The following is a 23815-nucleotide window of genomic DNA, read 5'->3' on the forward strand; positions in this document are numbered from 1 at the left end:
TGGCCTCCTGTGCCTGTGATCCGTTGTCGGCACCGAGTCTGTGACCGCCGCGAGCCGGGGATAAGGGAGAGAACTTCCTGGGAACAGCACTCCCACCCTGGCTGTTGGACCGAACATGACGACCCGCACCGTGGACAGGACACAGGAGCTGGCCGCGTTTCTGCGGACCCGTCGCGAACGCCTCGACCCGCGCGATTTCGGTCTGCCGACACGTCGGCAGACCAGGCGGACCCCGGGGCTGCGGCGCGAGGAGGTCGCCGAACTGGCCGGGGTCAGCATCGACTACGTCGTGCGGCTGGAACAGGCCCGTGGGCTGCGACCGTCGGCGGACGTGGTGGAGGCGCTGGCCAGGGCGCTGCGTCTGGTCCCCGACGAACGCGCCTATCTCTTCGATCTGGCCGGCCGGCGCCCCCGCGACGCCGAACGGCCCGCGACCGCTGCGGCGCAACCGCTGGCTCAGCTGGTCACCGACCTGTCGCCGCTTCCGGCCATGCTGATGAACCACCGTTACGACATCCTCGCCTGGAACGGCGAAATGGCGAGGCTGCTGCTGGATTTCGGGACGCTGCCGCCTTGGGAGCGCAATTCGATGTGGCTGTGCCTGGCACATCCGGAGACGCGAGAGTTCTATGTCGACCGCGAACGCGTCGTGCGGGACGGAATCGCCCATCTGCGCGCCGCCTGGGCCGCGCATCCGGAGGACCAGGTGCTGCTCGGCCTCATCTCCGAATTCACCGGCCGTGACGAGCGGTTCGCGCGGTTGTGGGCCGAGGGAGACGTCAAGGCGAACAGCCGCGGGGAGAAGCTGATGCGGCACCCTGAGGTCGGGGACATCTCACTGCTCTTCGAAGTGCTCAAGCCGCTCCAGGACCCGGACCAGCTCCTGGTGATCTACCGCGCCGCGGACGACGGAAGCCGGTCGGCATTGGGCCGGTTGTGCGCGAGCTGATGGCGCACCGCCCTGCGCGCACGTACGACCGCGCCCGGTGGACGGAGCGAAGTCCGTCCACCGGGCGCGGTCGTACGTGAGAGGGACGGTCAGTCGGTGAGGTTCACCGAGCGCGCCGACGCCGCACCGATCTCCTCGGAGATCTCGTTGAGCACGGACTGCGGGATGGTGTCGTCGACGGTGAGGACGACCAGCGCCTCGCCGCCCGCGTCCTGCCGCGAGACCTGCATACCGGCGATGTTCAGACCGGCCTCGCCGAGGATCTTGCCGACCGCGCCGACGACGCCGGGACGGTCCTCGTAACGCAGGACGACCATGTGGTCGGCGAGCGCCAGGTCGACATCGTGCTCGCCGATCGCGACGATCTTCCGGAGGTGCTTGGGGCCGGCCAGCGTGCCGGAGACCGAAACCTCCTCGCCGCTCGACAGGACACCGCGGACCGTGACCACGTTGCGGTGGTCGGGCGACTCGGAGCTGGTGGTGAGGCGGACCTCGACACCGCGCTCCTGCGCGAAGAGCGGGGCGTTGACGTAGCTGACGGTCTCGTCGACGACGTCCTCGAAGACGCCCTTGAGCGCGGAGAGTTCGAGCACCTTCACATCGTGCTGGGTGATCTCGCCGTAGACCTCGACGTCGAGACGGGCCGCGACCTCGCCCGCGAGCGCGGTGAAGATCCGGCCCAGCTTCTCGGCGAGTGGCAGCCCGGGGCGTACGTCCTCGGCGATGACGCCGCCCTGGACGTTGACCGCGTCGGGGACGAGCTCACCGGCGAGTGCCAGACGGACGGACTTGGCGACGGCGATGCCCGCCTTCTCCTGCGCCTCGTCGGTGGAGGCACCGAGGTGCGGGGTGCAGACGACCTGGTCGAACTGGAACAGCGGGGAGTCCGTGCAGGGCTCCTTGGTGTACACGTCGAGGCCGGCACCGGCGACCCGGCCCTCCTTGAGCGCGGAGGCGAGCGCCTCCTCGTCGACGATGCCGCCACGCGCGGCGTTGACGATGCGCACCGAGGGCTTGACCTTGTGCAGCGCGTCGTCGCCGATCAGGCCGAGCGTCTCGGGGGTCTTGGGCAGGTGCACCGTGATGAAGTCGGAGACCTCGAGCAGCTCGTCGAGGGTGAGGAGCTTGACGCCCATCTGCGCGGCGCGCGCGGGCTGCACATAGGGGTCGTACGCGACGATCTTCATCCCGAAGGCCGACATGCGCTGCGCGACCAGCACACCGATGCGGCCGAGGCCGACGACGCCGAGGGTCTTCTCGCTGAGCTCGACACCCGTGTACTTGGAGCGCTTCCACTCGCCGTTCTTCAGGGCGGTGTTGGCCTGCGGGATGTTGCGCGCGGTGGCGACGAGCAGACCGCAGGCCAGCTCGGCGGCGGTGACGATGTTCGACGTGGGGGCGTTGACGACCATCACGCCGGCCTTGGTGGCCGAGGAGACATCGACGTTGTCCAGGCCGACTCCCGCGCGGGCGACGACCTTGAGCTGCTTCGCCGCGGCGATGGCCTCGGCGTCGACCTTGGTGGCGGAGCGCACCAGGATCGCGTCGACGTCGGCGATCGCGGGGAGGAGCTCGGCGCGGTCCGCGCCGTTGCAGTGCCGGATCTCGAAGTCCGGCCCCAGTGCGTCGACCGTGGCGGGCGACAGCTCTTCGGCGATGAGTACGACAGGTTTCGAGCTCACGTGAGTCCTCACAAGTCCAGTGCGGACGGCCGTCCCGACGGCCGCAGGCGTGGAGGGGCTAGCCGCGTGGAAGACGCACGACACTGTGGGCCCTGACGCGTGTATGTGTTGGTGAGAGTGTAGTCATGCGGCCGGGCACATGACGCGCTCCGGTGGAAGGATCACCCGCACGGGATGGACGGTCCGCACCGACGTGCGGTGCCGCCTCCCCGCCACCACCTCTCCCCGCAGTGACACGGGGTGTGAGGCCGGCCGTGCGCCGGGGGGCAGGCCCGTGCGGACCTGCCCCCCGGCGAGAACTCAGGCGTCCTCGTTGTCGACCCAGCTCATGAGCTTGCGGAGCTCCTTGCCTGTGGTCTCCAGCAGGGACTCGCTGTCGGCCTTCTTGTACTCGTTGTACTTGGGCAGACCGTTGTGGTACTCGGCCATCCACGCCTTGGCGAAGGTGCCGTCCTGGATCTCGCCCAGAACCTTCTTCATCTCGGCCTTGGTGGCGTCCGTGATGATGCGCGGGCCGGTGACGTAGTCGCCCCACTCGGCGGTCTCCGAGATGGACCAGCGCATCTTCTCCAGGCCGCCCTCGTACATGAGGTCGACGATGAGCTTCAGCTCGTGGAGGCACTCGAAGTACGCGATCTCCGGCTGGTAACCGGCCTCGGTCAGCGTCTCGAAACCGGCCTTGACCAGAGCGGCGGTGCCACCGCAGAGAACGGCCTGCTCACCGAACAGGTCGGTCTCGGTCTCCTCGGTGAAGGTCGTCTTGATGACGCCGGCGCGGGTACCGCCGATGCCCTTCGCGTAGGAGAGGGCGAGCTCCAGGCCCTTGCCGCTCGGGTTCTGCTCGACGGCCACGATGCACGGCACGCCGCGGCCCTCTTCGTACTGGCGGCGGACGAGGTGTCCCGGGCCCTTCGGGGCGACCATGCAGACGTCGACGTTGGCCGGCGGCTTGATGAAGTCGAAGCGGATGTTCAGGCCGTGGCCGAAGAACAGGGCGTCGCCGTCCTTGAGGTTGTCCTTGACGGACTCCTCGTAGACCTGGGCCTGGATCGGGTCGGGGACGAGGATCATGATGACGTCGGCCTCGGCCGCGGCCTCGGACGGGGTCACGACGCGCAGGCCCTGCTCCTCGGCCTTGGCCTTGGACTTCGAGCCCTCGTGCAGACCGACACGGACGTCGACACCCGAGTCACGCAGCGACAGCGCGTGGGCGTGGCCCTGGCTGCCGTAACCAAGGACCGCGACCTTGCGGCCCTGGATGATGGACAGGTCGGCATCGTCGTCGTAGAACAGCTCGGCCACTGGGTCTTCTCCTTGGTGTGCAGGTGTTGCGTCCCACCGTACGGCGGGGTGCGTGGGGTACGTTGCCGGGTCTCGCCATCCGAGCGGCGAGGCGGCACGTGAAGGATTACGCCGTGCGGTCGAGTGCGCGCAGAGAACGGTCGGTGATCGAGCGCGCGCCGCGCCCTATGGCGATGGTGCCGGACTGGACGAGCTCCTTGATGCCGAACTGCTCCAGCATCTTGAGCATGGCCTCCAGCTTCTCGGCGCCCCCTGTCGCCTCGATCGTGACGGCCTCCGGGGAGACGTCCACGGTCTTGGCGCGGAACAGCTGGACGATCTCGACGATCTGGGAGCGGGTCTCGTTGTCCGCGCGGACCTTCACCAGGACGAGCTCCCGCTGGATCGCGGCGGCGGGCTCGAGTTCGACGATCTTCAGGACGTTGACCAGCTTGTTGAGCTGCTTGGTCACCTGTTCCAGGGGCAGACCCTCGACATTCACGACGATGGTGATGCGTGAGATGTCGGGATGTTCGGTGGTACCGACCGCGAGCGAGTCGATATTGAAGCCGCGCCGGGAGAACAGAGCCGTGATCCGGGCGAGGACACCGGGCTTGTTCTCGACCAGGACGGAGAGCGTGTGCTTGGTGGACATGGAGTCGGTCTCTCTCTGTCTCTCAGTCGTCTTCGTTGTCGCCGAAGTCGGGGCGGACGCCGCGCGCTGCCATGACCTCGTCGTTGGAGGTGCCGGCGGCGACCATCGGCCAGACCATGGCGTCCTCGTGGACGATGAAGTCGACGACGACCGGGCGGTCGTTGATCGCGTTGGCCTCGGCGATGACCTTGTCCAGGTCGGCCGGGTCCTCGCAGCGGATCGCGTAGCAGCCCATGGCCTCGGACAGCTTGACGAAGTCCGGCACGCGGGTCCCCTTGGCGGGGACGCCGTCGCTGTCCGCGCCGGAGTGCAGCACAGTGTTGGAGTACCGCTGGTTGTAGAACAGGGTCTGCCACTGACGGACCATCCCGAGCGCGCCGTTGTTGATGATGGCGACCTTGATCGGGATGTTGTTGAGCGCGCAGGTGGTGAGTTCCTGGTTGGTCATCTGGAAGCAGCCGTCGCCGTCGATCGCCCAGACCGCACGCTCGGGCATGCCGGCCTTGGCGCCCATCGCGGCCGGGACCGCGTAGCCCATGGTCCCGGCGCCGCCTGAGTTGAGCCAGGTGGAGGGCTGTTCGTACTGGATGAAGTGCGAGGCCCACATCTGGTGCTGGCCGACACCCGCGGCGAAGACCGTGCCCTCAGGGGCGAGTTCGCCGATGCGCTGGATGACCTGCTGCGGCGAGAGGCTGCCGTCCTCCGGCAGGTCGTAGCCGACCGGGTAGGTCTCGCGCCAGCGGTTGAGGTCCTTCCACCAGGCGGCATAGTCACCGGTGTTGCCCTCGGTGTGCTCGCTCTGGACCGCCTGGACAAGGTCGGCGATGACCTCGCGGGCGTCACCGACGATCGGGACGTCGGCGGCGCGGTTCTTGCCGATCTCGGCCGGGTCGATGTCCGCGTGGACGATCTTGGCGTACGGGGCGAAGCTGGACAGCTTGCCGGTGACGCGGTCGTCGAACCTGGCCCCGAGCGCGACGATCAGGTCGGCCTTCTGCAGCGCGGTGACGGCGGTGACCGAACCGTGCATGCCGGGCATTCCCACGTGCAGCGGGTGGCTGTCGGGGAAGGAGCCGAGCGCCATCAGGGTGGTGGTGACGGGCGCTCCGGTGAGCTCTGCCAGGACCTTCAGCTCGGCGGTGGCGCCGGCCTTCATGACGCCGCCGCCGACGTACAGCACCGGGCGCTTGGCCTGGGTGATCAGCTTGGCGGCCTCGCGGATCTGCTTGGCGTGCGGCTTGGTGACCGGGCGGTAGCCGGGCAGGTCCATCGTCGGCGGCCAGCTGAAGGTGGTCCTCGACTCCAGGGCGTCCTTGGCGATGTCGACCAGGACCGGCCCCGGGCGGCCGGTGGAGGCGATGTGGAAGGCCTCGGCGATCGTGTGCGCGATGTCCTCGGCGCGGGTGACCAGGAAGTTGTGCTTGGTGATCGGCATGGTGATGCCGCAGATGTCGGCTTCCTGGAAGGCGTCCGTGCCGATGGCCTTCGACGCCACCTGGCCGGTGATCGCCACCATGGGCACGGAGTCCATCGCCGCGTCGGCGATCGGGGTGACCAGGTTGGTGGCACCGGGGCCCGAGGTGACCATGCAGACGCCGACCTTGCCGGTGGCCTGCGCGTAACCGGTGGCCGCGTGACCCGCGCCCTGTTCGTGGCGGACCAGGATGTGGCGGACCCGGGTGGAGTCCATCAGCGGGTCGTACGCCGGAAGGATGCAGCCGCCGGGCAGACCGAATACCGTGTCGGCCCCGACTTCCTCGAGAGAACGGATGAGGGACTGCGCGCCCGTGACGTGGTCGACGGAGGCGGGGGACGGTCCGCCGGTACGGGCCCGCGGCTGCGGGTGCTGGGCCCCGGTGGCCTGCTCGGTCATCGGCATTCTCTTCTCGAAGCTGAGGGTTTATGCGGTGTTTTTGTGGGGTTTTGGGAGGCCCCGGTGCAACAAAAAACCCCTCGTGCCGTGAGGCAAGCGAGGGGAGCGCGCCGGTGCGGTCTGCAGGGTGTCCATGAGTGACCCTGCTTCAGCCGACGCGCTTTCCAAGTACGAGAATTCGGGTGCGCATGGCATTGACCCTCTCTCCGGCACGCGCATGGTGTCAAGTGGGTGGGACGGGAGTCTCATCATGTGAGCGGCCCTGGAGCGGGATCACGCCACCCGCGAGCACCGGCCGAGCGGCCGGGGCGATGCCCGGGAGGGGGTACTTCCCCCTGATCAGCGTGCGCCGCAGACGGTATTCGTCGAGAGGTCCCGCGAAGGCCATCCCCTGCCCGTGCGTGCACCCCATGGCACGCAGGGCGCGCACCTGTTCGGGCACGTCCACCCCGTCGGCCACGGACTGCATCCCCAGGTCCCCGGCGATCCGCAGCAGCCCGCTGGTGATCTTGTGCAGCCGTGCCGACTCGACGACACCCTCCACCAGGCACCGGTCCAGCTTCAGTACGTCGACGGGGAGCCTGCGCAGGGCGTTGACCGCGGCGTACCCGCTGCCGAAGCCGTCGAGTGCGATCCGGACCCCGAGACGGCGCAGGGCGACCAGCCGGCGTTCCAGCTCGTCGAGGGAGATCCGCGGGTGATGGTCGGCGACCTCGATCATCAGGGCGCCGGAGGGCAGCCCGTGCCGGGTGAGGAGCGCCTCGACGGACCTCGGGGGCAGGGCCTGGTCCAGCAGCCTGGCGGCCGACACCCGCACGGAGACGGAGACCGGATGCCCGGCCCTCGACCGGTCGGCGGCCTGCTCGACGGCCTCCTCCAGCAGCCAGGTGCCGAGCTCGGCGGCACGGTCGCTGCCCTCGGAGACGCGGAGGAATTCGGCGGGGGTGAAGAGGAGGCCCTGTGCGGAGCGCCAGCGGGCCTGGGCGGCGACAGCGGCGACCGTGCCGCTGGCGAGATGGACGACGGGCTGGTGGAGCAGGGCGAACTCGCCCTCGCGCAGAGCCGTGCGGAGCCGTGCGGCGAGCTCGGAGCGCCGCACGACGTCCGCCTGCATCTGGGGGGCGTACAGCTCGACCCGGTCCTTGCCGCTCGCCTTCGCGCGGTACATGGCAAGGTCGGCGTTGCGCATGAGGTCCTTGGGCGTGATGGAGGCCTCGGCGAAGGCGACCCCGATGGAGGCGGCCACCCGGACCTCGCCGGTGCCGATCCGGTAGGGCTGGGAGAGCCTGAGGCGCAGCCGGTCGGCGATCTCGTGGACCTGGCACTCCCTGGCGGCCTGATCGCGAATGCCGTCGCCGACGATGAGCGCGGCGAACTCGTCGCCCCCGAGGCGTGCGGCGGTGTCCGAGGCGCGTACGGACTCCTGGAGGCGGCGTGCGGCCTGGATCAGGAGCTCGTCGCCCGCCTGGTGGCCGATGGAGTCGTTGACCGCCTTGAAGCCGTCCAGGTCGATGAAGAGCACGGCGGTGCCCGGGTCACCCGCCCTGCGGCCGCCGAGCGCCTGGCCGACCCGGGTGGTGAACAGGGCGCGGTTGGGCAGGTCGGTGAGCGGGTCGTGTTCGGCGTTGTGCTGGAGCTGTGCCTGCAGCCTGACCCGCTCGGTCACATCGCGGCTGTTGAGCAGCAGGCCGCCCTCGTGGCGGTTGACGGTGGACTCGACGTGGAGCCAGTCACCCGTGCCCGATCCGAAGCGGCACTCGATCCGGGTGGTGGGCTCCTCCCGGACCGGCGCGGCGAGGAAGCGCCGCAGCTCGTGGACCACTCCCCCGAGGTCGTCGGGGTGGATGATCGACGACAGCTCCGCGCCGACGAGGTCCTCGGCTTCGCGCCGGTAGACCCCGGCAGCCGCGGGACTCACGTAGCGGAGCACTCCACTGGGCTCGGCGATCATGATGACGTCGCTCGATCCCTGCACCAGGGAGCGGAAGTGGTTCTCCTTCTGGGCGAGTTCCTGGGTGAGCGCGACGTTGTCGAGGAGCATGATCGCCTGGCGGATGACGAGGGCGAACACCACCGTGCAGCCGGTGAGGACGACGACCCGGTCGACCCTGCGGCCCTCCACGACGTTGTACAGGATGCCCAGGGTGCAGACCGCGGCGGCGAGGTAGGGCGTGAGCGCGGCGAGGGACCCGGCGATCGGTCGGCTCGCGGCCCGCGGCTCGGGACAGGGGGCCTCGACAGCGTTGTCCTGGTGGCGACGTGCGCGCGCGCCCCAGGTGGCGTAGGCGAGGAGCAGGGAGCCTGCGAACCAGCCCGCGTCCAGGAGTTGGCCCGACTGGTAGGCCGAGCGCAGCAGCGGCGCCGTGAACAGGGCGTCGCACAGCACGGTCATGGCGAGGCCCGCGATGGCGGTGTTCACCGCGGAGCGGTTGACGTTGACCCGGCGGAAGTGCAGCGCGAGGACCATGGAGACCAGCACGATGTCGAGCAGCGGGTAGGCCAGCGAGAGCGCCGCCCTGGCCACGCTCTCGCCCGCGGCGTTGGCGACATGGGCGGCGTGGGCCAGTGCCAGGCTCCAGGAGAGCGTCAGCAGGGAGCCGCCGATCAGCCAGGCGTCCAGCACCAGACAGACCCACCCCGCCCGTGTGACGGGCCGCTTGGCCAGGACGAGCAGCCCGACGATGGCCGGCGGCGCGAAGCAGAGGAAGAAGAGGTCGGCGAGGGAGGGGCTGGGCACCGAGCTCCCCAGCACCACCTCGTACCACCCCCAGATCGCGTTGCCTCCGGCCGCCATGGCCGAGGAGAGCGAGAAGAGGAGCCAGGCGGGCCGGAAACGGCTCCCGCCGGCGCGTGCGTAGCGGAAGCAGGACACCGCGGCGATCAGGGCGGCGACGCTGAGGCCGAAGTCACCCATGAACAGGGCGACTCGGGGTGATCCCCAGCCGAGCGCCGCCCCCACCGCGTATCCGGCGCAGACGGTGCCCAGGACGATCTGGGAGCGCAGGCCGACGGTCCGCCCGGAGGTGGCCCTTCCGGAGGTGGCCTGTTGCCGGGAGAGCATGGCACCTGGGGCGCTCACCGGAGGGCTCCACGGGCGGCCCCCGGCGCCCTCGCCGCTGCCCGCCGCCTCTCCTGACCGCCCCGCCGCGTCGAACTGTCTCTCCACTGGCCGAACATCGCCCGTCGCCCCCTCGCGTTCCGCTTCCTCCCCGGCGCCGCCCCTGCCACGGCGCAGCCCTCCTGGGGACGATACACCAGAGTCGTCACTCAGGGACATACCTTCTCTACTCTCCGTCACCACCTGGGGTGTTCTCGGAACGTAGTGCGGCCGCGCGGCTTCGAAGCGTGCTCAGCCGGTGGTGAGCACGAGGTTGCCGAGCGGCTCCCCCGCGGCGAACCGGGTGAGCTGTCCGGCCAGAAGTCGCTTGGCCCGCGGCAGGAACGCGGAGGTGCTCCCGCCCACATGGGGAGAGATCAGTGTGTGGGGAGCATGCCAGAGAGGATGCCCGGCGGGCAGCGGTTCGGGGTCGGTCACATCGAGCGCGGCACGCAGCCGCCCGGACTCGAGTTCGGACAGCAGGGCGTCGGTGTCGACCACGGCACCCCGTGCGACGTTCACGAGCAGGGCGCCGTCCCGCATCGCGGCGAGGAAGGCGGGGCCCACCAGCCCTTGTGTGGACGGGTTCAGCAGGGTGGACAGGATGACGACGTCTGCTTCGGGGAGCAGGGCGGGAAGCTCGTCGATCGCGTGTACGGGGCCGCGCGCGGTTGTCCGCGCGGAGCGCGCGACGCGCACCACCCGCGCGCACTCGAAGGGTTCGAGCCGGTCCTCGATGGCCGAGCCGATCGATCCGTAACCCACCACGAGGACGGACTTGTCAGCGAGTGCCGGATAGAAACCGGACAGCCACTCCTCCTTCTCCTGACCCCGCACGAAGCCGGGGAACCCCCGCAGCGAGGCGAGGACCAGGGCCAGTGCGAGCTCGGCCGTCGAGGCCTCGTGCACGCCCTTGGCGTTGCACAGCCGCACCCCTGCGGGCAGCAGGCCGAGTCCCGGCTCCACATGGTCGATGCCGGCGGAGAGGGTCTGGACGACCTGGACGGCCCGCATCCCGTCGAGCGGACGGACCGCGACCTCCGGCCCCCTCATGTACGGAACCACGTAGAACGCGCAGTCGGAAGGGTCCGCCGGGTACTCCCGGCCGCCGTCCCAGAAACGGTAGTTGAGACCCTCGGGGAGGCCGTCGATCTCATCGGCCGCGAACGGCAGCCATACGTCGGTGGCAGATGTAGAAGTCATGGTCAGGAGGCTATGCGAAGGGCGCGGGACCGTAGAGGTTACTTTGGGGTGCTGTGGGTCCCGTGATCATGGGACCGAGGGAGGGTTCGGGGAGTTGGAGCGCAGGACTATCGGTGCGGCGGCGCTCGCCGTGGGTGCGGTCGGGCTGGGCTGTATGCCGATGAGCTGGGGCTACAGCACGTCGCAGCAGCGCGGTGACCGCTCGGTGCGGACCGTGCACGCCGCGCTGGACGCGGGCGTCCAACTGCTCGACACCGCTGACATGTACGGGCCCTTCACCAACGAGCTGCTCGTCGGGAGGGCGCTCAAGGGCCGCAGGTCCGAGGCGTTCCTCTCCACCAAGTGCGGTCTGCTGGTGGGCGATCAGCACATCGTGGCCAACGGGCGCCCCGGCTATGTGCGCCGGGCCTGCGACGCCTCGCTGCGCCGGCTCCAGACCGATGTGATCGATCTCTACCAGCTGCACCGGGCGGATCCCGAGGTGCCGGTCGAGGAGACCTGGGGCGCGATGGCGGACCTGGTGACGGCCGGCAAGGTGCGGGCGCTCGGGCTGTGCGCGGTGGGGGCCAGGGCGGGCCGGGGGCCGGGCGCGCGGATGCACGACGGGACCATCCGGCAACTGGAGCGGATGCAGCAGGTCTTTCCCGTCAGCGCGGTCCAGGCCGAGCTCTCCGTGTGGTCGCCCCGGGCGCTGGACGACCTGCTGCCGTGGTGCGCGGCCCGGGGCGTGGGTGTGCTGGCCGCGATGCCGCTGGGCAGCGGCTATCTCACGGGCACGCTCAAGCCCGGCCAGGGTTTCGAGCCGGACGACCCACGGGCCAGGCACCCCCGCTTCACCGCGGAGATGATGGCGGCCAACCAGCCGGTCGTGGCGGGTCTTCGCAGGGTCGCCGAACGGCACGGCGCCACTCCGGCGCAGGTGGCTCTGGCCTGGGTGCTGCGGCAGGGCCGCCATGTGGTGCCGGTGCCGGGCGCGAAACGGGAGGAGTGGGCCGTGGAGAACGCGGGCGCCGCGGACCTGGTGCTGACGGACCGGGACCTGGCCGAGGTGGCCGGTCTGCCGGGGGCCCGCGGCTCCTGGGACTGAGACCGGCCGCCACACGGGGCGCGGTGTGGCCCGACGGCGGGAGAAGTACCGGATGCTTGGGGCACAGTAAGTAGGCGTGTGACCGTCGAAAGGATCGGTGCTGTGCGAACTCCCGCCCTGCGCAAGGGGGTGCTGGCCCTGCTCGCCTCGGCCTCCCTCCTGCTGACCGCCTGCTCGTCCGACGGAGGACAGGCGGGCGGTGACGGCGCGTCCTCCCCCTCGGCGAGCGCCACATCCGGCGCGTCGGCGTCGGCGAGCCCGTCGGCGGACCCGCCACCGGCCAAGGGCTCGGCCGAGGTGGTGAGGACGCTCACGGACCGCCTCGCCTCGCCCTGGGGCCTCGCGGCGCTGCCCGGCGGTGACCTGCTGGTCGGCTCGCGTGACGACGCGACCATCACCCGGATCGACGGGAAGAGCGGCAAGAAGACCCTGCTGGGCTCGGTGCCCGGGGTGGCTCCCTCGGGTGAGGGAGGTCTGCTCGGGCTCGCCGTGGCCCCGACCTTCGGCGCGGACCACCTGGTCTACGCGTACTTCACCACCGAGTCCGACAACCGCATCGCCCGCCTCCAGTACGACGAGAAGAAGCCCGCGGGCGAGCAGCTGGGGGCGCCGGACACCATCCTGCGGGGCATCCCGAAGGGCGCCATCCACAACGGCGGGCGGATCGCGTTCGGACCCGACCGGATGCTGTACGCGGGCACGGGCGAGACGGGTGAGACCGGACTCGCCCAGGACAAGGAGTCCCTGTCGGGCAAGATCCTCCGGATGACGCCCGACGGTGAGCCGGTGCACGGCAATCCCGAGGCCGACTCGGTGGTCTATTCGTACGGGCACCGCAATGTGCAGGGCCTCGCCTGGGACGGCGGTAAGCGGCTCTGGGCGTCGGAATTCGGCCAGGACACCTGGGACGAGCTGAATCTGATCGAGCCGGGCAAGAACTACGGCTGGCCCGATGTCGAGGGCAAGAAGGGGAAGTCGGGTTTTGTCGACCCGGTGGCCCAGTGGAAGACCTCCGAGGCCTCCCCGAGCGGCATCGCGTACTCCGAGGGGTCGGTCTGGATGGCGGGGCTGCGGGGCGAGCGGCTCTGGCGGATCCCGTTGTCCGGCAAGGCGGCCGGGGAACCTCTGGCCGCCCCCCAGGCGTTCTTCGAGGGGAAGTACGGCCGTCTGCGCACGGTGCTCGCCGCGGGTGGCGACAAGCTCTGGCTGGTCACGAGCAACACGGACGGCCGAGGCACCGCGAAGTCGGGCGACGACAGGATCCTGCTCCTGAAGGTGCGGTAGCGGGGCGGCGGAGGGAGCACGGTCAGGGTGTTCAACTTCTTCGAGGAGCTCTTCGCGCCGGGCCGTAAGCACACGACGGAGGAACAGAAACGGCTGGAACTGAGCCGGGTGGACCTGGGCATCGGCGACCCGGCGCGGGGCCCGATAGACCTCACATCAGGCAAGGTGACGCTCCGCCGCCCGACGCCGGAGGACGACGACGACCGGTCCGACGACGACCGGTCCGGGGCCGACGGGCCGGGAGACGACCGGCCCGGGGCCGACGGGGCCGACCCGGCCGGCGGTTGAGAGCCGCGGTCGAGGCCGGCGGCGGGGCCCGGTCTCAGCTCGCCGCCGTGTACAGCCGGAAGCGGTGCGCCAGCGCGGCCGCCTCGCCACGGCTGGAGACGCTCAGCTTCGCCAGGATGTTGGACACGTGCACGCTGGCGGTCTTCGGCGAGATGTACAGCTCCTCCGCGATCCTGCGGTTGGTGTATCCCGCCGCGACCAGCCGGTGCACCTCCTGCTCCCGCGAGGTCAGCCCGAACGACTCGATGGCGTTGACCGCGGGGTCCGCCTCGACGGGATGCGCGGTGTCGTCCCCGCTCGTCCCGCCCGGCGCGGTGAGCGCGATACGGGCCCGGCCGGCCAGCAGCTCGACGCTCTCCACGAGCGGACGCGCCCCGAGGCGTACCGCCACCGCGTGGGCGTCGCGCAGGAGTCCCGCCGCGGGCCCCCGGTCACCCGACGAGGCAAGGATCGCCTCCGCCCAGTGGCGCCGGATCCGGGCCAGCTCGTAGGGGCGCTGGAGCGGCGCGAAGGCGGTGGCGGCCCTGCACCAGTGGTCCGGGGTGTCCGCGCCCTCCGCGCGCGCCAGCTCCGCCTCGATCAGCACACCGTAGGCCGCCCAGACGGGCACCAGCATCGGCAGTCTCTTGAGGTGGCTCCTGATCCGCGCCAGGACCGCGGGCCGTCCGGGCTCCGTGGCGGGCAGCCCGCGTGCGTCGGCCTCGATCACAGCGGCGGCGTGGAGCAGGGGCAGGGAGTACCGCTGGGTGCCCGGCGGCAGGCCGATCTCGGACTGTGCCTCGAACGCCGCCCTGGCGTCCGGGATCCTGCCCTGCTGGGCCGCGAGGACCATGGAGTGGCGGACCGGGCAGATCAGATGCTGCGGCTGCGGGTCGTGGCCCAGGTGACGGCGGTTCAGGGCCAGTTGCCGCTCGGCCTCGTCGAAGTCGCCGCAGGCCAGGGCCAGGTCCGCCAGTCGCGCGGCCACCAGGCCGTTCGACTTACGGGATCTGGCCAGCGGGGCCGCTGCCTCGGCCGCCGCCCGGCTCTCCTCCCAGCGCCCCAGCGAGAAGTACGACTGGGCCTGGTTGGCGCGTGTCCAGGCCTCGGACTCGGGGACCCCGTGGCTGTGGCAGATCGCGATGCCGTGGTCGGCCACCGCCACCGCCTCCAGGGAGCGGCCGGAGGATTCGAGCGAGGAGGGCAGATTGACGGCGGCCCGGCTCATGACGCCGACCAGATGCAGCTCCTCGGCCCGGTCCCGGACGGCGTACATCTCGGCGACGCCCTCCTCGATGTCGCCCGACTCGATCGTGAGCCAGCCGCGGGTGAGTCTGGCGTGCAGCTCGATGGACTCCTCGCCGACGAGCCTGGCGTACTCCACGGCCCGGTCGGCGGCGACCAGCGTCGCGGGTCCCGGCGTGTGCAGGGCGCCCCAGCTCGCGACGGACGCCAGGACGTCGGCGTGCACGGCGGACGGCTGAAGACCCCGCACCAGGTCCTCGGCGGTGGCGAGCTCCTCCCAGCCGTCGGCCCTGGAGAGGCTCTGCACCAGCAGGGAGCGCTGCACCCAGAACCACGCGGCGCGCAGCGGGTCGCTGTCGCCGTCCAGGATGCGCAGGGCCTTCTTCGCGAGGGTCAGGGCGCGTTCGCGGTCGCCGCCGAACCGGGCGGACACCGTGGCCTCGGCCATCAGATCGAGGTAGCGCAGCGGATCCGCCCCCGGCTCGCAGCCGCACCCCGGGTAGGCCTCGGCGTGGTCGAGCGGCCGCAGGGTGGCGCGTACCTCCTCGGGGACGTCGTCCCAGAGCTCCATGGCCCGCTCCAGCAGCCTCAGTTGCTCGCTGTACGCGTAGCGGCGCCTGGCCGCGACGGCCGCCTGGAGCACGGCGGGCAGCGCCTTGACCGGGTCGTGCGCGGCGTACCAGTAGCTGGCGAGGCGCGCGGCGCGCTCGTCGGCGCGTACGAGCGAGGGGTCGGCCTCCAGCGCTTCGGCGTAACGGCGGTTGAGGCGGGTGCGTTCGCCGGGCAGCAGGTCGTCGCTGACGGCCTCGCGGACCAGGGAGTGCCGGAAGCGGTATCCGTCGGTGTCGGGGGCGGGCAGCAGGAGGTTGGCGCCGACCGCCGCCCGCAGTGCTTCGTCGAGGCCGTCGTCGGTGAGGCCGGCGACGGCGGCGAGGAGGAGGTGCTCGACCGTGGAGCCGCCCTCGGCGATGATCCGGGCGATCCGCTGTGCGTCGTCGGGCAGCGTCTCGACACGGACCAGGAGGAGGTCGCGGAGGGAGTCGGAGAGCCCGGAACTGTCACCGCAGCACTCCACGCTGCGGGCGAGCTCCTCGACGAAGAACGCGTTGCCGTCGGAGCGGTCGAAGATGTCGTCGACCAGTGCGGAGTCGGGGACCATCGCGAGGATCCCGGTGAGCTGCCGGCCGACCTCGGCGCGGCTGAAGCGGTCGAGCTCGATCCGGCGGACGGTGCGGAGCCGGTCGAGCTCGGCGAGGAGCGGGCGCAGGGGGTGGCGGCGGTGGACGTCGTCGGCGCGGTAGGTGCCGATCACGACGAGCCGGCCGCTGCGCAGGGTGCGGAAGAGGTAGGCGAGCAGATGGCGCGTGGAGGCGTCGGCCCAGTGCAGGTCCTCCAGGACGAGGACGACCGTACGCGAGGCGGAGACGCGCTCCAGCAGGCGGGCGGCGAGCTCGAACAGCCGGGCCGTGCCGTGTTCGTCGTCCGGGGCGCGGTCGGCCTCACCGAGCTCGGGCAGGAGCCTGGCGAGCTCGCCCTCCTGGCCGGCCAGTGCCTCGGTCAACTCGTCGGGCAGCGCCCTTCGCAGCGCGCGGAGGGCCGCCGCGAAGGGTGCGTAGGGCAGGCCGTCGGCCCCGATCTCCACGCAGCCGCCGACGCCCACGACGGCGCCCCGGCCGCAGGCCGCCGTGACGAACTCCTCGGCCAGCCGGGTCTTGCCGACCCCCGCCTCGCCGCCGAGGAGCAGCGCCTGCGGTTCCCCGGCGGCGGCGCGGGCGAGCGACTCGGTGAGCGCGGCGAGTTCACCGGCTCGGCCGACGAAGACGGGGCTGACGGTGTTGGTCTCCACGTCGCCGAGCATCGCATACGCGTACGACACTCCGGCGACCGATTTTCGGGCGCCCATCGCTACGCGGCGCGGACGAACCAGCTCCGGTTCTTGCGCACCCGCCCCTCGCTGTCATCGCGTCCTGCGCGTCGGGCGTCGCGACGGGCCAGTACGGCCCGGCGTACGGTGCGCTGCTCGTCGGCCCTGCGGATCAGTTCGGCGACGGCGATCCGGTGGAGTTCGTACTCGTACATGGTCTTCTCCCTGGTGGAACGGACAGTGGGGGCACGGCTTCCTGCCGTACCCCCACTGTCGTCCGCCAGGGGATGCCGCCACATCGGGCGAGTTCCGCATCTCTGCGGGTGGGGGGCCTTAGGCCCGGGTGACGGATGCCTTAGAGGTCCGACGGTCCGACGGACCGCCCGGCACCGGGGTCCTCAGCTCCCGGGTGCGGAGGGGAGGGAGACGAAGAGGTCGAGGTACATGCCCACGGAGATCAGCAGGCCGATGACCCCGAGTGCGACGCCCGCCATGGCGACGGAGCGGATCCAGCCCGCCTGCGGGCGTACCGCGGGAGGACCGAAGGCCGGACGCACCAGGACGAAGACGCCGACGAGCAGCGCCAGCAGCGCGAAGATCCCGTTCACGAAGGCGGTGGTGTGCCAGGCGTCGCCGTAGATCTCGGAGACCTGCTGGGCGGCGCTTCCGCCGCCCGAGGTCTTGATCTGGCCGATCAGCGTCTCGCGCTCGCCGGCGACGCGGCCGGTCCAGGCACCCGCGAGCGAGATGACGCCGAGCGCGGCGGCCACGATCGCCGTCGCTCCGATGCCGGCGCCCGCCGCCTCGGCGGCCTCCGCCTCGTCGTAGGGGTCGGGCTCCAGGTCGCCCGCGGCGGCGGCGTCCGTCACGGCCACGTCCATGGCGGTGACGTCCGACGCGGTCACGCCGGGCGCCACCTCGTCCGGAGCGGCGTCTTCCGTCGCCTCGGCCGTCTTCGTCGGCTCCGGTGCGGCGGTCCCGTCGGCCGCCGTCTTCTCCTCGGTGTCGTCGGTGGTCTCGGTGGTGGGGGAGGTGTTCATGCGCCGCACGCTAGGTGCCCCGTATGAGAACCTCCTTAACACCGGCGTCCTCAGGCCGTCCGCTTACGCCATTCGGGTGCGAGGACGGCCCAGATCTCCTCGTCGTGACGCTTGCCGCGGTACGGATAGGCCTCGCGCAGGACGCCTTCACGGGTCATCCCGAGCCGCTCGGCCACCGCGACGCTGCGCTGGTTGGCCGAGGAGGCGATCCACTCCACGCGGTGCATGCCACGGACGTGGACGGCCCAGTCGATCAGCTTCCGTGACGCGCGGGTGACCAGCCCCCGGCCCTCGGCTGCGGCCTCCAGCCAGCAGCCGATCTCGCAGTTGCCTGTCCCGGCCTCGAATATCCGGAACAGGACCCCGCCGACCAGCGTGCCGTCCAGCCAGATGCCGTAGAGCCGTCCGGTGTCGGCCGCCTGCTTGTCGGCGTACCGCTGGAGCAGCTCGCGTGCGGACGTGAGGTCCGTGGCCGCCGCGGCGAAGGGGATCCAGGGGTCGACCAGGGCGCGCGCCCGGTCCATGTGGGCCAGGAACTCCTCCGCCTGCCAGGGCTCGATCGGGCGGAGCTCCGCCCCGTCGTCCCCCAGTGACACCGTGAACACAGTGGCTCTCCTCGGTTTCGTGACGCCGGGGCGTCCCGTCCCGGAAGGCCCCGTCGAGCGCCGGTGCGCTCCCCGGGATCCTCGCACGCGGCGCCACGCGGTCCTGTGGCCACGGCTCGGGTCACCCGGAGACGCTCGCCCTGCCGTTCTCCATGTGGCCCATCAGCCGGCGCCGGAAAGAGCCCGCCTCTTCGGCCGTCACCGCGAGGTCGTACCAGCCGTGTGCGTCCGCGGCCGAGTGCACGACCGTACGGCTGCGCCCCGGCTTGACCTTGACCGTGCGGGTCCAGTCCCGCAGGTCGTCCTCGTCGACGTATCCGAGGGGCCGCACGGTGAAGGTCAGTGTCCGCGTGCCGTTGTTGCGCAGCGTGAGATGCACGTCCCGCTCGTGGGCGTCGAGGTGCGAGGAGAGTTCGGCGGCGCCGTCGGCCGCTCCCTCGAACTCCCGCCGGAAGCCGTTCGGTCCGGTGACCGTGAAGCGGTAGCCGTCGCCCTTCAGCGGCACGGTCCAGTGTGCGGTGCCCTTGACGTCGCGGTGCCGCGGGGCGGGGAACTCCTGTGCGTAGGGGTGGAGCGCGAAGTGCGCGGATGAGCTCCCGGTGTTGCTGAGGTCCAGCCGCAGCCCGCCGTCCACGTGCTTCGCCTGGACGTCGGGCTGGTAGGGCAGCGGCCTGGCCGGGCGCACGCCGGCCTCCTGGACGGGCATGTGCTGGTCGGACGGCGGCTTCGGCTGCCAGCGTCCGCCGAACGGCGGGATCGCGCCCGGGGGCGCCGTCTCGGGGCGGCGTCGTGCGCGGGTGAAGTCGAAGGCGGAGGTGAGGTCGCCGGTGACCTGACGTCGCCAGGCGCCGATGTTGGGCTCCCGCACCCCGGTCCAGCGCTCCAGCAGGCGGATCACGGAGGTGTGGTCGAAGACCTCGGAGCAGACGTATCCGCCGACCGACCACGGGGAGACGACCAGCAGCGGCACCCGCATCCCCAGGCCGGTGGGCTTGCCCTGCCAGTGTTCCTCGGTCACCTCCGCGGGAGGCACCGGCGGCGGCACATGGTCGAAGAAGCCGTCGTTCTCGTCGTAGTTGATGAGGACGACGGTGCGCCGCCACACATCGGGGTGCCTGCCGAGCGCGTCCAGGACCTTGTAGACGATCGTGGCGCTGTGCACCGGCGACGAGACGCTCGGATGCTCGGAGTCGACCGCCGAGGGGACGAGGTAGGAGACCTCGGGCAGGGTCCCCGCCGCCACGTCCGCGGCGAACTCGTCCGCGAGGGTGCCCGTCTCCACACGGCGCAGCGCCCGCTCGAACAGGCTGCGCTCGGCCTCCGTCAGCTCGGCGACCCCCTCGTCGAGCAGGCCGAGGAGCCGCTGGCGCTCGGCGTCGTCGTCCGCGTCGCGCACCGTGGCGTAGAAGGACTCCATGTACGTGTGTCCGCCGGTCCTCGCCAGCGCCTTGCGGGCGACGGCCTTGAAGGTGGCGAAGAACTCGATCTGGTTGTCGGTGAAGTTCTCCCACTCGGTGTACGTCCGCCAGCTCCGCCCGGCCTTCTCCAGCCGCTCCGCGTAGGTGCCCCAGTCGTATCCGGGGTGGGTGCCCTCGTCGTACGCGTCGTTGCCCACGGCCCGGTCGCCGCCCGGTTCGTAGCCCGTCCTGCCGCTCCAGAGGTGGTTGCGGTTCGGGCTGGTGGAGCTGTGGATCGAGGAGTGGTAGGCGTCGCAGACCGTGAAGGTGTCGGCGAGTTCGTAGTGCAGCGGGATGTCGTCGCGGTCGTAGTACGCCATGGTCGCGGCGGTCTTCGCGGTGACCCAGCCGTCCATCCGGCCGTCGGCCCAGGCCTCGGCGCCACCGCTCCACGAGTGGTCGAGGGCGTCGATGTACTGGAGGTTCTCCTTCTGGGCCGCCGCCGCCCCGCGCACGGGGAAGGGCAGCACGGTGGTGCCCGGCGGCCCCGGCTGTTCGAAGACGGGCCTGCCGGAGGGGAGCTCGATCGCGTTGCGGTCGCCGAAGCCGCGTACGCCGCGCAGCGTCCCGAAGTAGTGGTCGAAGGAGCGGTTCTCCTGCATGAGGATCACCACGTGCTCGATGGCGTCGAGACCGGCGCCGCCGGACCGCTCGGCCGCGGGCTGTGCGGCGATGGCCGCCTGGAGCGACGGGGGCAGGAACGATCCCGCCGCCGCGGCGCCGAGGGCGCCGCCCCCGAGCGCGAAGAGCCGCCGCCGTGACATGTCCGTCGTCAAGTTGAGCCTCCCTGATACGTGTGTACGCCTGGAAGCTAGTCACGCCGGGTGGCGACGGGAAGACCGCCGTACGGCCTGGCGGTGAACGGCCCCCACAGGCCGGCCGCCGGTGTCCTGAGGCAACGAGAAGGGGGCGGCGCACCCGGTGAAAAACGGGTGCACCGCCCCCAGGGCGTGCCGGGGATCAGCCCTCGACGCCGAGCTTCTCCAGGATCAGCTCACGCACGCGCGCCGCGTCCGCCTGGCCACGGGTGGCCTTCATGACGGCGCCCACCAGCGCACCGGCGGCGGCGACCTTGCCGCCGCGGATCTTGTCGGCGATGGCCGCGTTGCCCGCGATGGCCTCGTCGACCGCGGTGCCCAGGGCGCCCTCGTCGGAGACGACCTTCAGACCGCGCTTCTCGACGACGGTGTCGGGGTCGCCCTCACCCGCGAGCACGCCTTCGAGCACCTGGCGCGCCAGCTTGTCGTTGAGATCGCCCGAGGCGACGAGCTCCGCCACCCGGGCGACCTGCACCGGGGTGACCGGCAGCTCGTCCAGGCTGCGGCCGGTCTCGTTGGCGTTACGGGCGAGCTCGCCCATCCACCACTTGCGGGCCTGGTCGGACGGGGCGCCCACGTCGGTCGTGGCGACGATCAGGTCGACCGCGCCCGCGTTGAGGATGGACTGCATGTCGTGGTCGTTGACACCCCACTCCTCCTTCAGCCGCTTGCGGCGCAGCCGGGGCAGCTCGGGAAGCGCCTTGCGGAGCTCCTCGACCCAGGCGCGGGAAGGGGCGACCGGCACCAGGTCCGGCTCGGGGAAGTAGCGGTAGTCCTCGGCGTTGTCCTTGATGCGGCCGGCCGTGGTGGAGCCGTCCTCCTCGTGGAAGTGCCGGGTCTCCTGCACGATCGTCCCGCCGGAGTTCAGCACGGCGGCGTGCCGCTGGACCTCGAAGCGGGCGGCACGCTCGACGGAGCGCAGCGAGTTGACGTTCTTCGTCTCGGAGCGCGTGCCGAACTTCTCGGTGCCGTTGGGGCGCAGCGACAGGTTGACGTCGCAGCGCATCTGGCCCATCTCCATGCGGGCCTCCGAGACACCGAGCGCCTTGATGAGCTCGCGGAGCTCGGCGACGTACGCCCTGGCGACCTCCGGGGCGCGTGCGCCGGCCCCCTCGATCGGCTTGGTGACGATCTCGATGAGGGGGATGCCCGCGCGGTTGTAGTCGAGCAGCGAGTGCGAGGCACCGTGGATACGGCCGGTGGCACCGCCGACGTGCGTCGACTTGCCGGTGTCCTCCTCCATGTGCGCGCGCTCGATCTGCACGCGGAAGATCTCCCCGTCCTCCAGCTGGACGTCCAGATAGCCGTCGTAGGCGATCGGCTCGTCGTACTGGGAGGTCTGGAAGTTCTTCGGCATGTCCGGATAGAAGTAGTTCTTCCGGGCGAACCGGCACCACTCGGCGATCTCGCAGTTCAGCGCGAGCCCGATCTTGATGGCGGACTCGACGCCGATCTCGTTGACGACCGGGAGCGCGCCCGGCAGCCCGAGGCAGACCGGGCAGGTCTGCGAGTTGGCGTCCTGCTTGAGCTCCGTGGAGCAGCCGCAGAACATCTTGGTCTTGGTGCCCAGCTCGACATGGACCTCGAGGCCCATGACGGGGTCGTACGTCGCGAGGGCGTCCTCGTACGACTCCAGGTCGATGACAGTCACTGAAAACTTTCCCTCTCAGCCCAGCAGGACGTCGTCGTCGCCGAGACGCTTGAGCTCGCGGTAGAGGATCGCGAGTCCGGTCACGATCGCGGCGGCGGATACGGCGGCGTCGATCAGCCGCAGGGTGTCGTTCTCCTGGCGGGCCATCTTCACCTGCTTGTAGACGCTGAGCGCGCCGAAGGCGGTGGTACCCATGGACACGTACGCGCCGGTCTTGGACTTCTTGAAGTTCTTGGCCTTCTTAGCCATGGCACTCATAGCGACGGAGCCTCCTCGAGCAGCGGGTGCCCCCACCTTTCCACGAAGGCGGCCTCGACGGCGGCTCCGACCTTGTACAGCCGGTCGTCCTTCATTGCGGGGGCGATGATCTGCAGTCCGACCGGCAGGCCGTCCTCCGGGGCCAGGCCGCAGGGCAGCGACATGGCGGAATTGCCGGCGAGGTTGGTCGGAATGGTGCACAGGTCCGCGAGGTACATCGCCATCGGGTCGTCGGCGCGCTCGCCGATCGGGAAGGCGGTGGTGGGCGTCGTCGGCGAGACGATGACATCCACCTGCTCGAAGGCCTTCTCGAAGTCCTGGGTGATGAGGGTGCGGACCTTCTGGGCCGAGCCGTAGTACGCGTCGTAGTAGCCGGAGCTGAGCGCGTACGTGCCGAGGATGATGCGGCGCTTGACCTCGTCGCCGAAGCCGGCCTCGCGGGTGAGCGCGGTGACGTCCTCGGCGGAGCGGGTGCCGTCGTCGCCGACGCGCAGGCCGTAGCGCATGGCGTCGAAGCGCGCCAGGTTCGAGGAACACTCGGACGGCGCGATCAGGTAGTACGCCGAAAGGGCGAGGTCGAAGGAGGGGCAGTCCAGCTCGACGACGGTGGCGCCGAGCGACTTCAGCAGCTCCACCGACTCCTCGAAGCGCTGGACGACACCGGCCTGGTAGCCCTCGCCGGAGAACTGCTTGACCACACCGACGCGCATGCCCCGCACCGAGCCGTTGCGGGCGGCCTCGACGACCGGCGGGACCGGTGCGTCGATGGACGTGGAGTCCATCGGGTCGTGGCCGCCGATCGCCTCGTGGAGCAGCGCCGCGTCCAGGACCGTACGGGCGCAGGGGCCGCCCTGGTCGAGGGAGGACGAGAAGGCGACCATGCCGTAGCGGGAGACGCCGCCGTAGGTGGGCTTGACGCCGACGGTGCCGGTGACGGCCGCGGGCTGACGGATGGAGCCGCCGGTGTCCGTGCCGATGGCGAGCGCCGCCTCGAAGGAGGCCAGCGCGGCGGACGAGCCGCCGCCGGAGCCGCCCGGGATACGGGTGAGGTCCCAGGGGTTGCCGGTCGGGCCGTAGGCGCTGTTCTCGGTGGAGGACCCCATGGCGAACTCGTCCATGTTGGTCTTGCCGAGGATGACGACGTCGGCCGCCTTCAGCTTCTTCGTGAGCGTCGCGTCGTACGGCGGGACCCAGCCCTCGAGGATCTTCGAACCGACGGTGGTCGGCATGTCCTGCGTGGTGAAGATGTCCTTGAGCGCGAGCGGGACGCCGGCCAGCGGGCCGAGCTTCTCGCCCGCCTCGCGCTTGGCGTCGACGGCGCGGGCCTGCGCGAGCGCGCCCTCACGGTCGATGTGCAGGAAGGCGTGGACCTTCTCGTCGATGGCCTCGATCCGGGCCAGGTGGGCCTCGGTGACCTCGACGGCCGTCAGCTCGCCGGAGGCGATCCTCGCGGCGATCTCGGCCGCGGTGAGCTTGGTGATGGTGCTGATGTCCGTCAT

Annotated in this window: 18 protein-coding genes; 4 read left to right on the forward strand and 14 right to left on the reverse strand. The window is 71.0% G+C overall.

The window, feature by feature from the left end; translation table 11 throughout:
* The first annotated feature begins 115 nt into the window (after nucleotides 1-115).
* Nucleotides 116-949: a helix-turn-helix transcriptional regulator gene (locus OG623_RS09230; protein WP_406145762.1), complete on the forward strand. Its 834-nt coding sequence runs from the start codon at nucleotides 116-118 to the stop codon at nucleotides 947-949.
* Between the two features lie 89 nt (nucleotides 950-1038).
* Here OG623_RS09230 and serA read toward each other — a convergent pair whose 3' ends face one another.
* The 6 genes from serA to OG623_RS09260 all read right to left on the reverse strand — a co-directional run bounded on the left by serA (nucleotide 1039) and on the right by OG623_RS09260 (nucleotide 10740).
* Nucleotides 1039-2631: a phosphoglycerate dehydrogenase gene (gene serA / locus OG623_RS09235; protein WP_406145763.1), complete on the reverse strand. Its 1593-nt coding sequence runs from the start codon at nucleotides 2629-2631 to the stop codon at nucleotides 1039-1041.
* Nucleotides 2632-2931: 300 nt separating this feature from the next.
* Nucleotides 2932-3933 (reverse strand): ketol-acid reductoisomerase, encoded by a 1002-nt coding sequence (gene ilvC / locus OG623_RS09240; protein ID WP_406145764.1) that lies wholly within the window; start codon nucleotides 3931-3933, stop codon nucleotides 2932-2934.
* A gap of 106 nt (nucleotides 3934-4039) precedes the next feature.
* Nucleotides 4040-4567, reverse strand: coding sequence for an acetolactate synthase small subunit (gene ilvN, locus OG623_RS09245; RefSeq protein WP_325746796.1), 528 nt, complete (start codon nucleotides 4565-4567; stop codon nucleotides 4040-4042).
* 22 nt (nucleotides 4568-4589) lie between these two features.
* The gene (locus OG623_RS09250; RefSeq protein WP_406145765.1) at nucleotides 4590-6446 is read right to left on the reverse strand and encodes an acetolactate synthase large subunit; all 1857 of its coding nucleotides are present in this window, start codon (nucleotides 6444-6446) and stop codon (nucleotides 4590-4592) included.
* A gap of 217 nt (nucleotides 6447-6663) precedes the next feature.
* On the reverse strand, nucleotides 6664-9519 hold the full coding sequence (locus tag OG623_RS09255; protein WP_406145766.1) for a putative bifunctional diguanylate cyclase/phosphodiesterase: 2856 nt from the start codon (nucleotides 9517-9519) through the stop codon (nucleotides 6664-6666).
* 270 nt (nucleotides 9520-9789) lie between these two features.
* Nucleotides 9790-10740 (reverse strand): 2-hydroxyacid dehydrogenase, encoded by a 951-nt coding sequence (locus OG623_RS09260; protein WP_406145767.1) that lies wholly within the window; start codon nucleotides 10738-10740, stop codon nucleotides 9790-9792.
* A gap of 130 nt (nucleotides 10741-10870) precedes the next feature.
* Between OG623_RS09260 and OG623_RS09265 the strand changes: the two genes are divergently transcribed.
* From OG623_RS09265 to OG623_RS09275, 3 genes are all read left to right on the forward strand, one after another.
* Nucleotides 10871-11827 (forward strand): aldo/keto reductase, encoded by a 957-nt coding sequence (locus OG623_RS09265; RefSeq protein ID WP_406151749.1) that lies wholly within the window; start codon nucleotides 10871-10873, stop codon nucleotides 11825-11827.
* Nucleotides 11828-11929: 102 nt separating this feature from the next.
* The gene (locus OG623_RS09270) at nucleotides 11930-13111 is read left to right on the forward strand and encodes a PQQ-dependent sugar dehydrogenase (protein WP_406145768.1); all 1182 of its coding nucleotides are present in this window, start codon (nucleotides 11930-11932) and stop codon (nucleotides 13109-13111) included.
* A gap of 27 nt (nucleotides 13112-13138) precedes the next feature.
* The gene (locus OG623_RS09275; RefSeq protein ID WP_406145769.1) at nucleotides 13139-13399 is read left to right on the forward strand and encodes a DUF6191 domain-containing protein; all 261 of its coding nucleotides are present in this window, start codon (nucleotides 13139-13141) and stop codon (nucleotides 13397-13399) included.
* A gap of 34 nt (nucleotides 13400-13433) precedes the next feature.
* Here the strand turns inward: OG623_RS09275 and OG623_RS09280 are convergent, their stop codons facing one another.
* From OG623_RS09280 to gatA, 8 genes are all read right to left on the reverse strand, one after another.
* The gene (locus OG623_RS09280) at nucleotides 13434-16526 is read right to left on the reverse strand and encodes an AAA family ATPase (protein WP_406145770.1); all 3093 of its coding nucleotides are present in this window, start codon (nucleotides 16524-16526) and stop codon (nucleotides 13434-13436) included.
* Nucleotides 16527-16528: 2 nt separating this feature from the next.
* A complete protein-coding gene (locus OG623_RS09285) occupies nucleotides 16529-16702 on the reverse strand; it encodes a hypothetical protein (RefSeq protein WP_406145771.1) in 174 nt (57 codons plus the stop codon).
* 183 nt (nucleotides 16703-16885) lie between these two features.
* Nucleotides 16886-17527: a hypothetical protein gene (locus OG623_RS09290; protein ID WP_406145772.1), complete on the reverse strand. Its 642-nt coding sequence runs from the start codon at nucleotides 17525-17527 to the stop codon at nucleotides 16886-16888.
* Nucleotides 17528-17577: 50 nt separating this feature from the next.
* A complete protein-coding gene (locus tag OG623_RS09295; protein ID WP_406145773.1) occupies nucleotides 17578-18132 on the reverse strand; it encodes a GNAT family N-acetyltransferase in 555 nt (184 codons plus the stop codon).
* A gap of 121 nt (nucleotides 18133-18253) precedes the next feature.
* A complete protein-coding gene (locus tag OG623_RS09300) occupies nucleotides 18254-20365 on the reverse strand; it encodes a phosphocholine-specific phospholipase C (protein ID WP_406145774.1) in 2112 nt (703 codons plus the stop codon).
* A 184-nt stretch (nucleotides 20366-20549) separates the two neighbouring features.
* Entirely contained in the window at nucleotides 20550-22058 is a 1509-nt protein-coding gene (gatB, locus tag OG623_RS09305) for an Asp-tRNA(Asn)/Glu-tRNA(Gln) amidotransferase subunit GatB (RefSeq protein ID WP_406145775.1), read from the reverse strand.
* Between the two features lie 15 nt (nucleotides 22059-22073).
* The gene (locus OG623_RS09310; RefSeq protein WP_147959628.1) at nucleotides 22074-22316 is read right to left on the reverse strand and encodes a hypothetical protein; all 243 of its coding nucleotides are present in this window, start codon (nucleotides 22314-22316) and stop codon (nucleotides 22074-22076) included.
* Nucleotides 22313-23815 carry an Asp-tRNA(Asn)/Glu-tRNA(Gln) amidotransferase subunit GatA gene (gene gatA / locus OG623_RS09315; RefSeq protein WP_406145776.1) on the reverse strand — a complete coding sequence of 501 codons (1503 nt, stop codon included), beginning with the start codon at nucleotides 23813-23815 and terminating at the stop codon, nucleotides 22313-22315. Before gatA ends, OG623_RS09310 begins: the two co-directional genes overlap by 4 nt.

The organism is Streptomyces sp. NBC_01012, assembly GCF_045162755.1.
In the GTDB taxonomy this organism is placed as follows: Bacteria; Actinomycetota; Actinomycetes; order Streptomycetales; family Streptomycetaceae; genus Streptomyces.

What these genes read in the sequence shown, in the direction of transcription:
- ilvN (WP_325746796.1), bottom strand. Translation starts at nt 4,567, where the DNA reads ATGTCCACCAAGCACACGCTCTCCGTCCTGGTCGAGAACAAGCCCGGT.
- OG623_RS09280 (WP_406145770.1), bottom strand. Translation starts at nt 16,526, where the DNA reads ATGGGCGCCCGAAAATCGGTCGCCGGAGTGTCGTACGCGTATGCGATG.
- OG623_RS09250 (WP_406145765.1), bottom strand. Translation starts at nt 6,446, where the DNA reads ATGCCGATGACCGAGCAGGCCACCGGGGCCCAGCACCCGCAGCCGCGG.
- gatA (WP_406145776.1), bottom strand. Translation starts at nt 23,815, where the DNA reads ATGACGGACATCAGCACCATCACCAAGCTCACCGCGGCCGAGATCGCC.
- OG623_RS09260 (WP_406145767.1), bottom strand. Translation starts at nt 10,740, where the DNA reads ATGACTTCTACATCTGCCACCGACGTATGGCTGCCGTTCGCGGCCGAT.
- OG623_RS09230 (WP_406145762.1), top strand. Translation starts at nt 116, where the DNA reads ATGACGACCCGCACCGTGGACAGGACACAGGAGCTGGCCGCGTTTCTG.
- OG623_RS09290 (WP_406145772.1), bottom strand. Translation starts at nt 17,527, where the DNA reads ATGAACACCTCCCCCACCACCGAGACCACCGACGACACCGAGGAGAAG.
- OG623_RS09310 (WP_147959628.1), bottom strand. Translation starts at nt 22,316, where the DNA reads ATGAGTGCCATGGCTAAGAAGGCCAAGAACTTCAAGAAGTCCAAGACC.
- OG623_RS09285 (WP_406145771.1), bottom strand. Translation starts at nt 16,702, where the DNA reads ATGTACGAGTACGAACTCCACCGGATCGCCGTCGCCGAACTGATCCGC.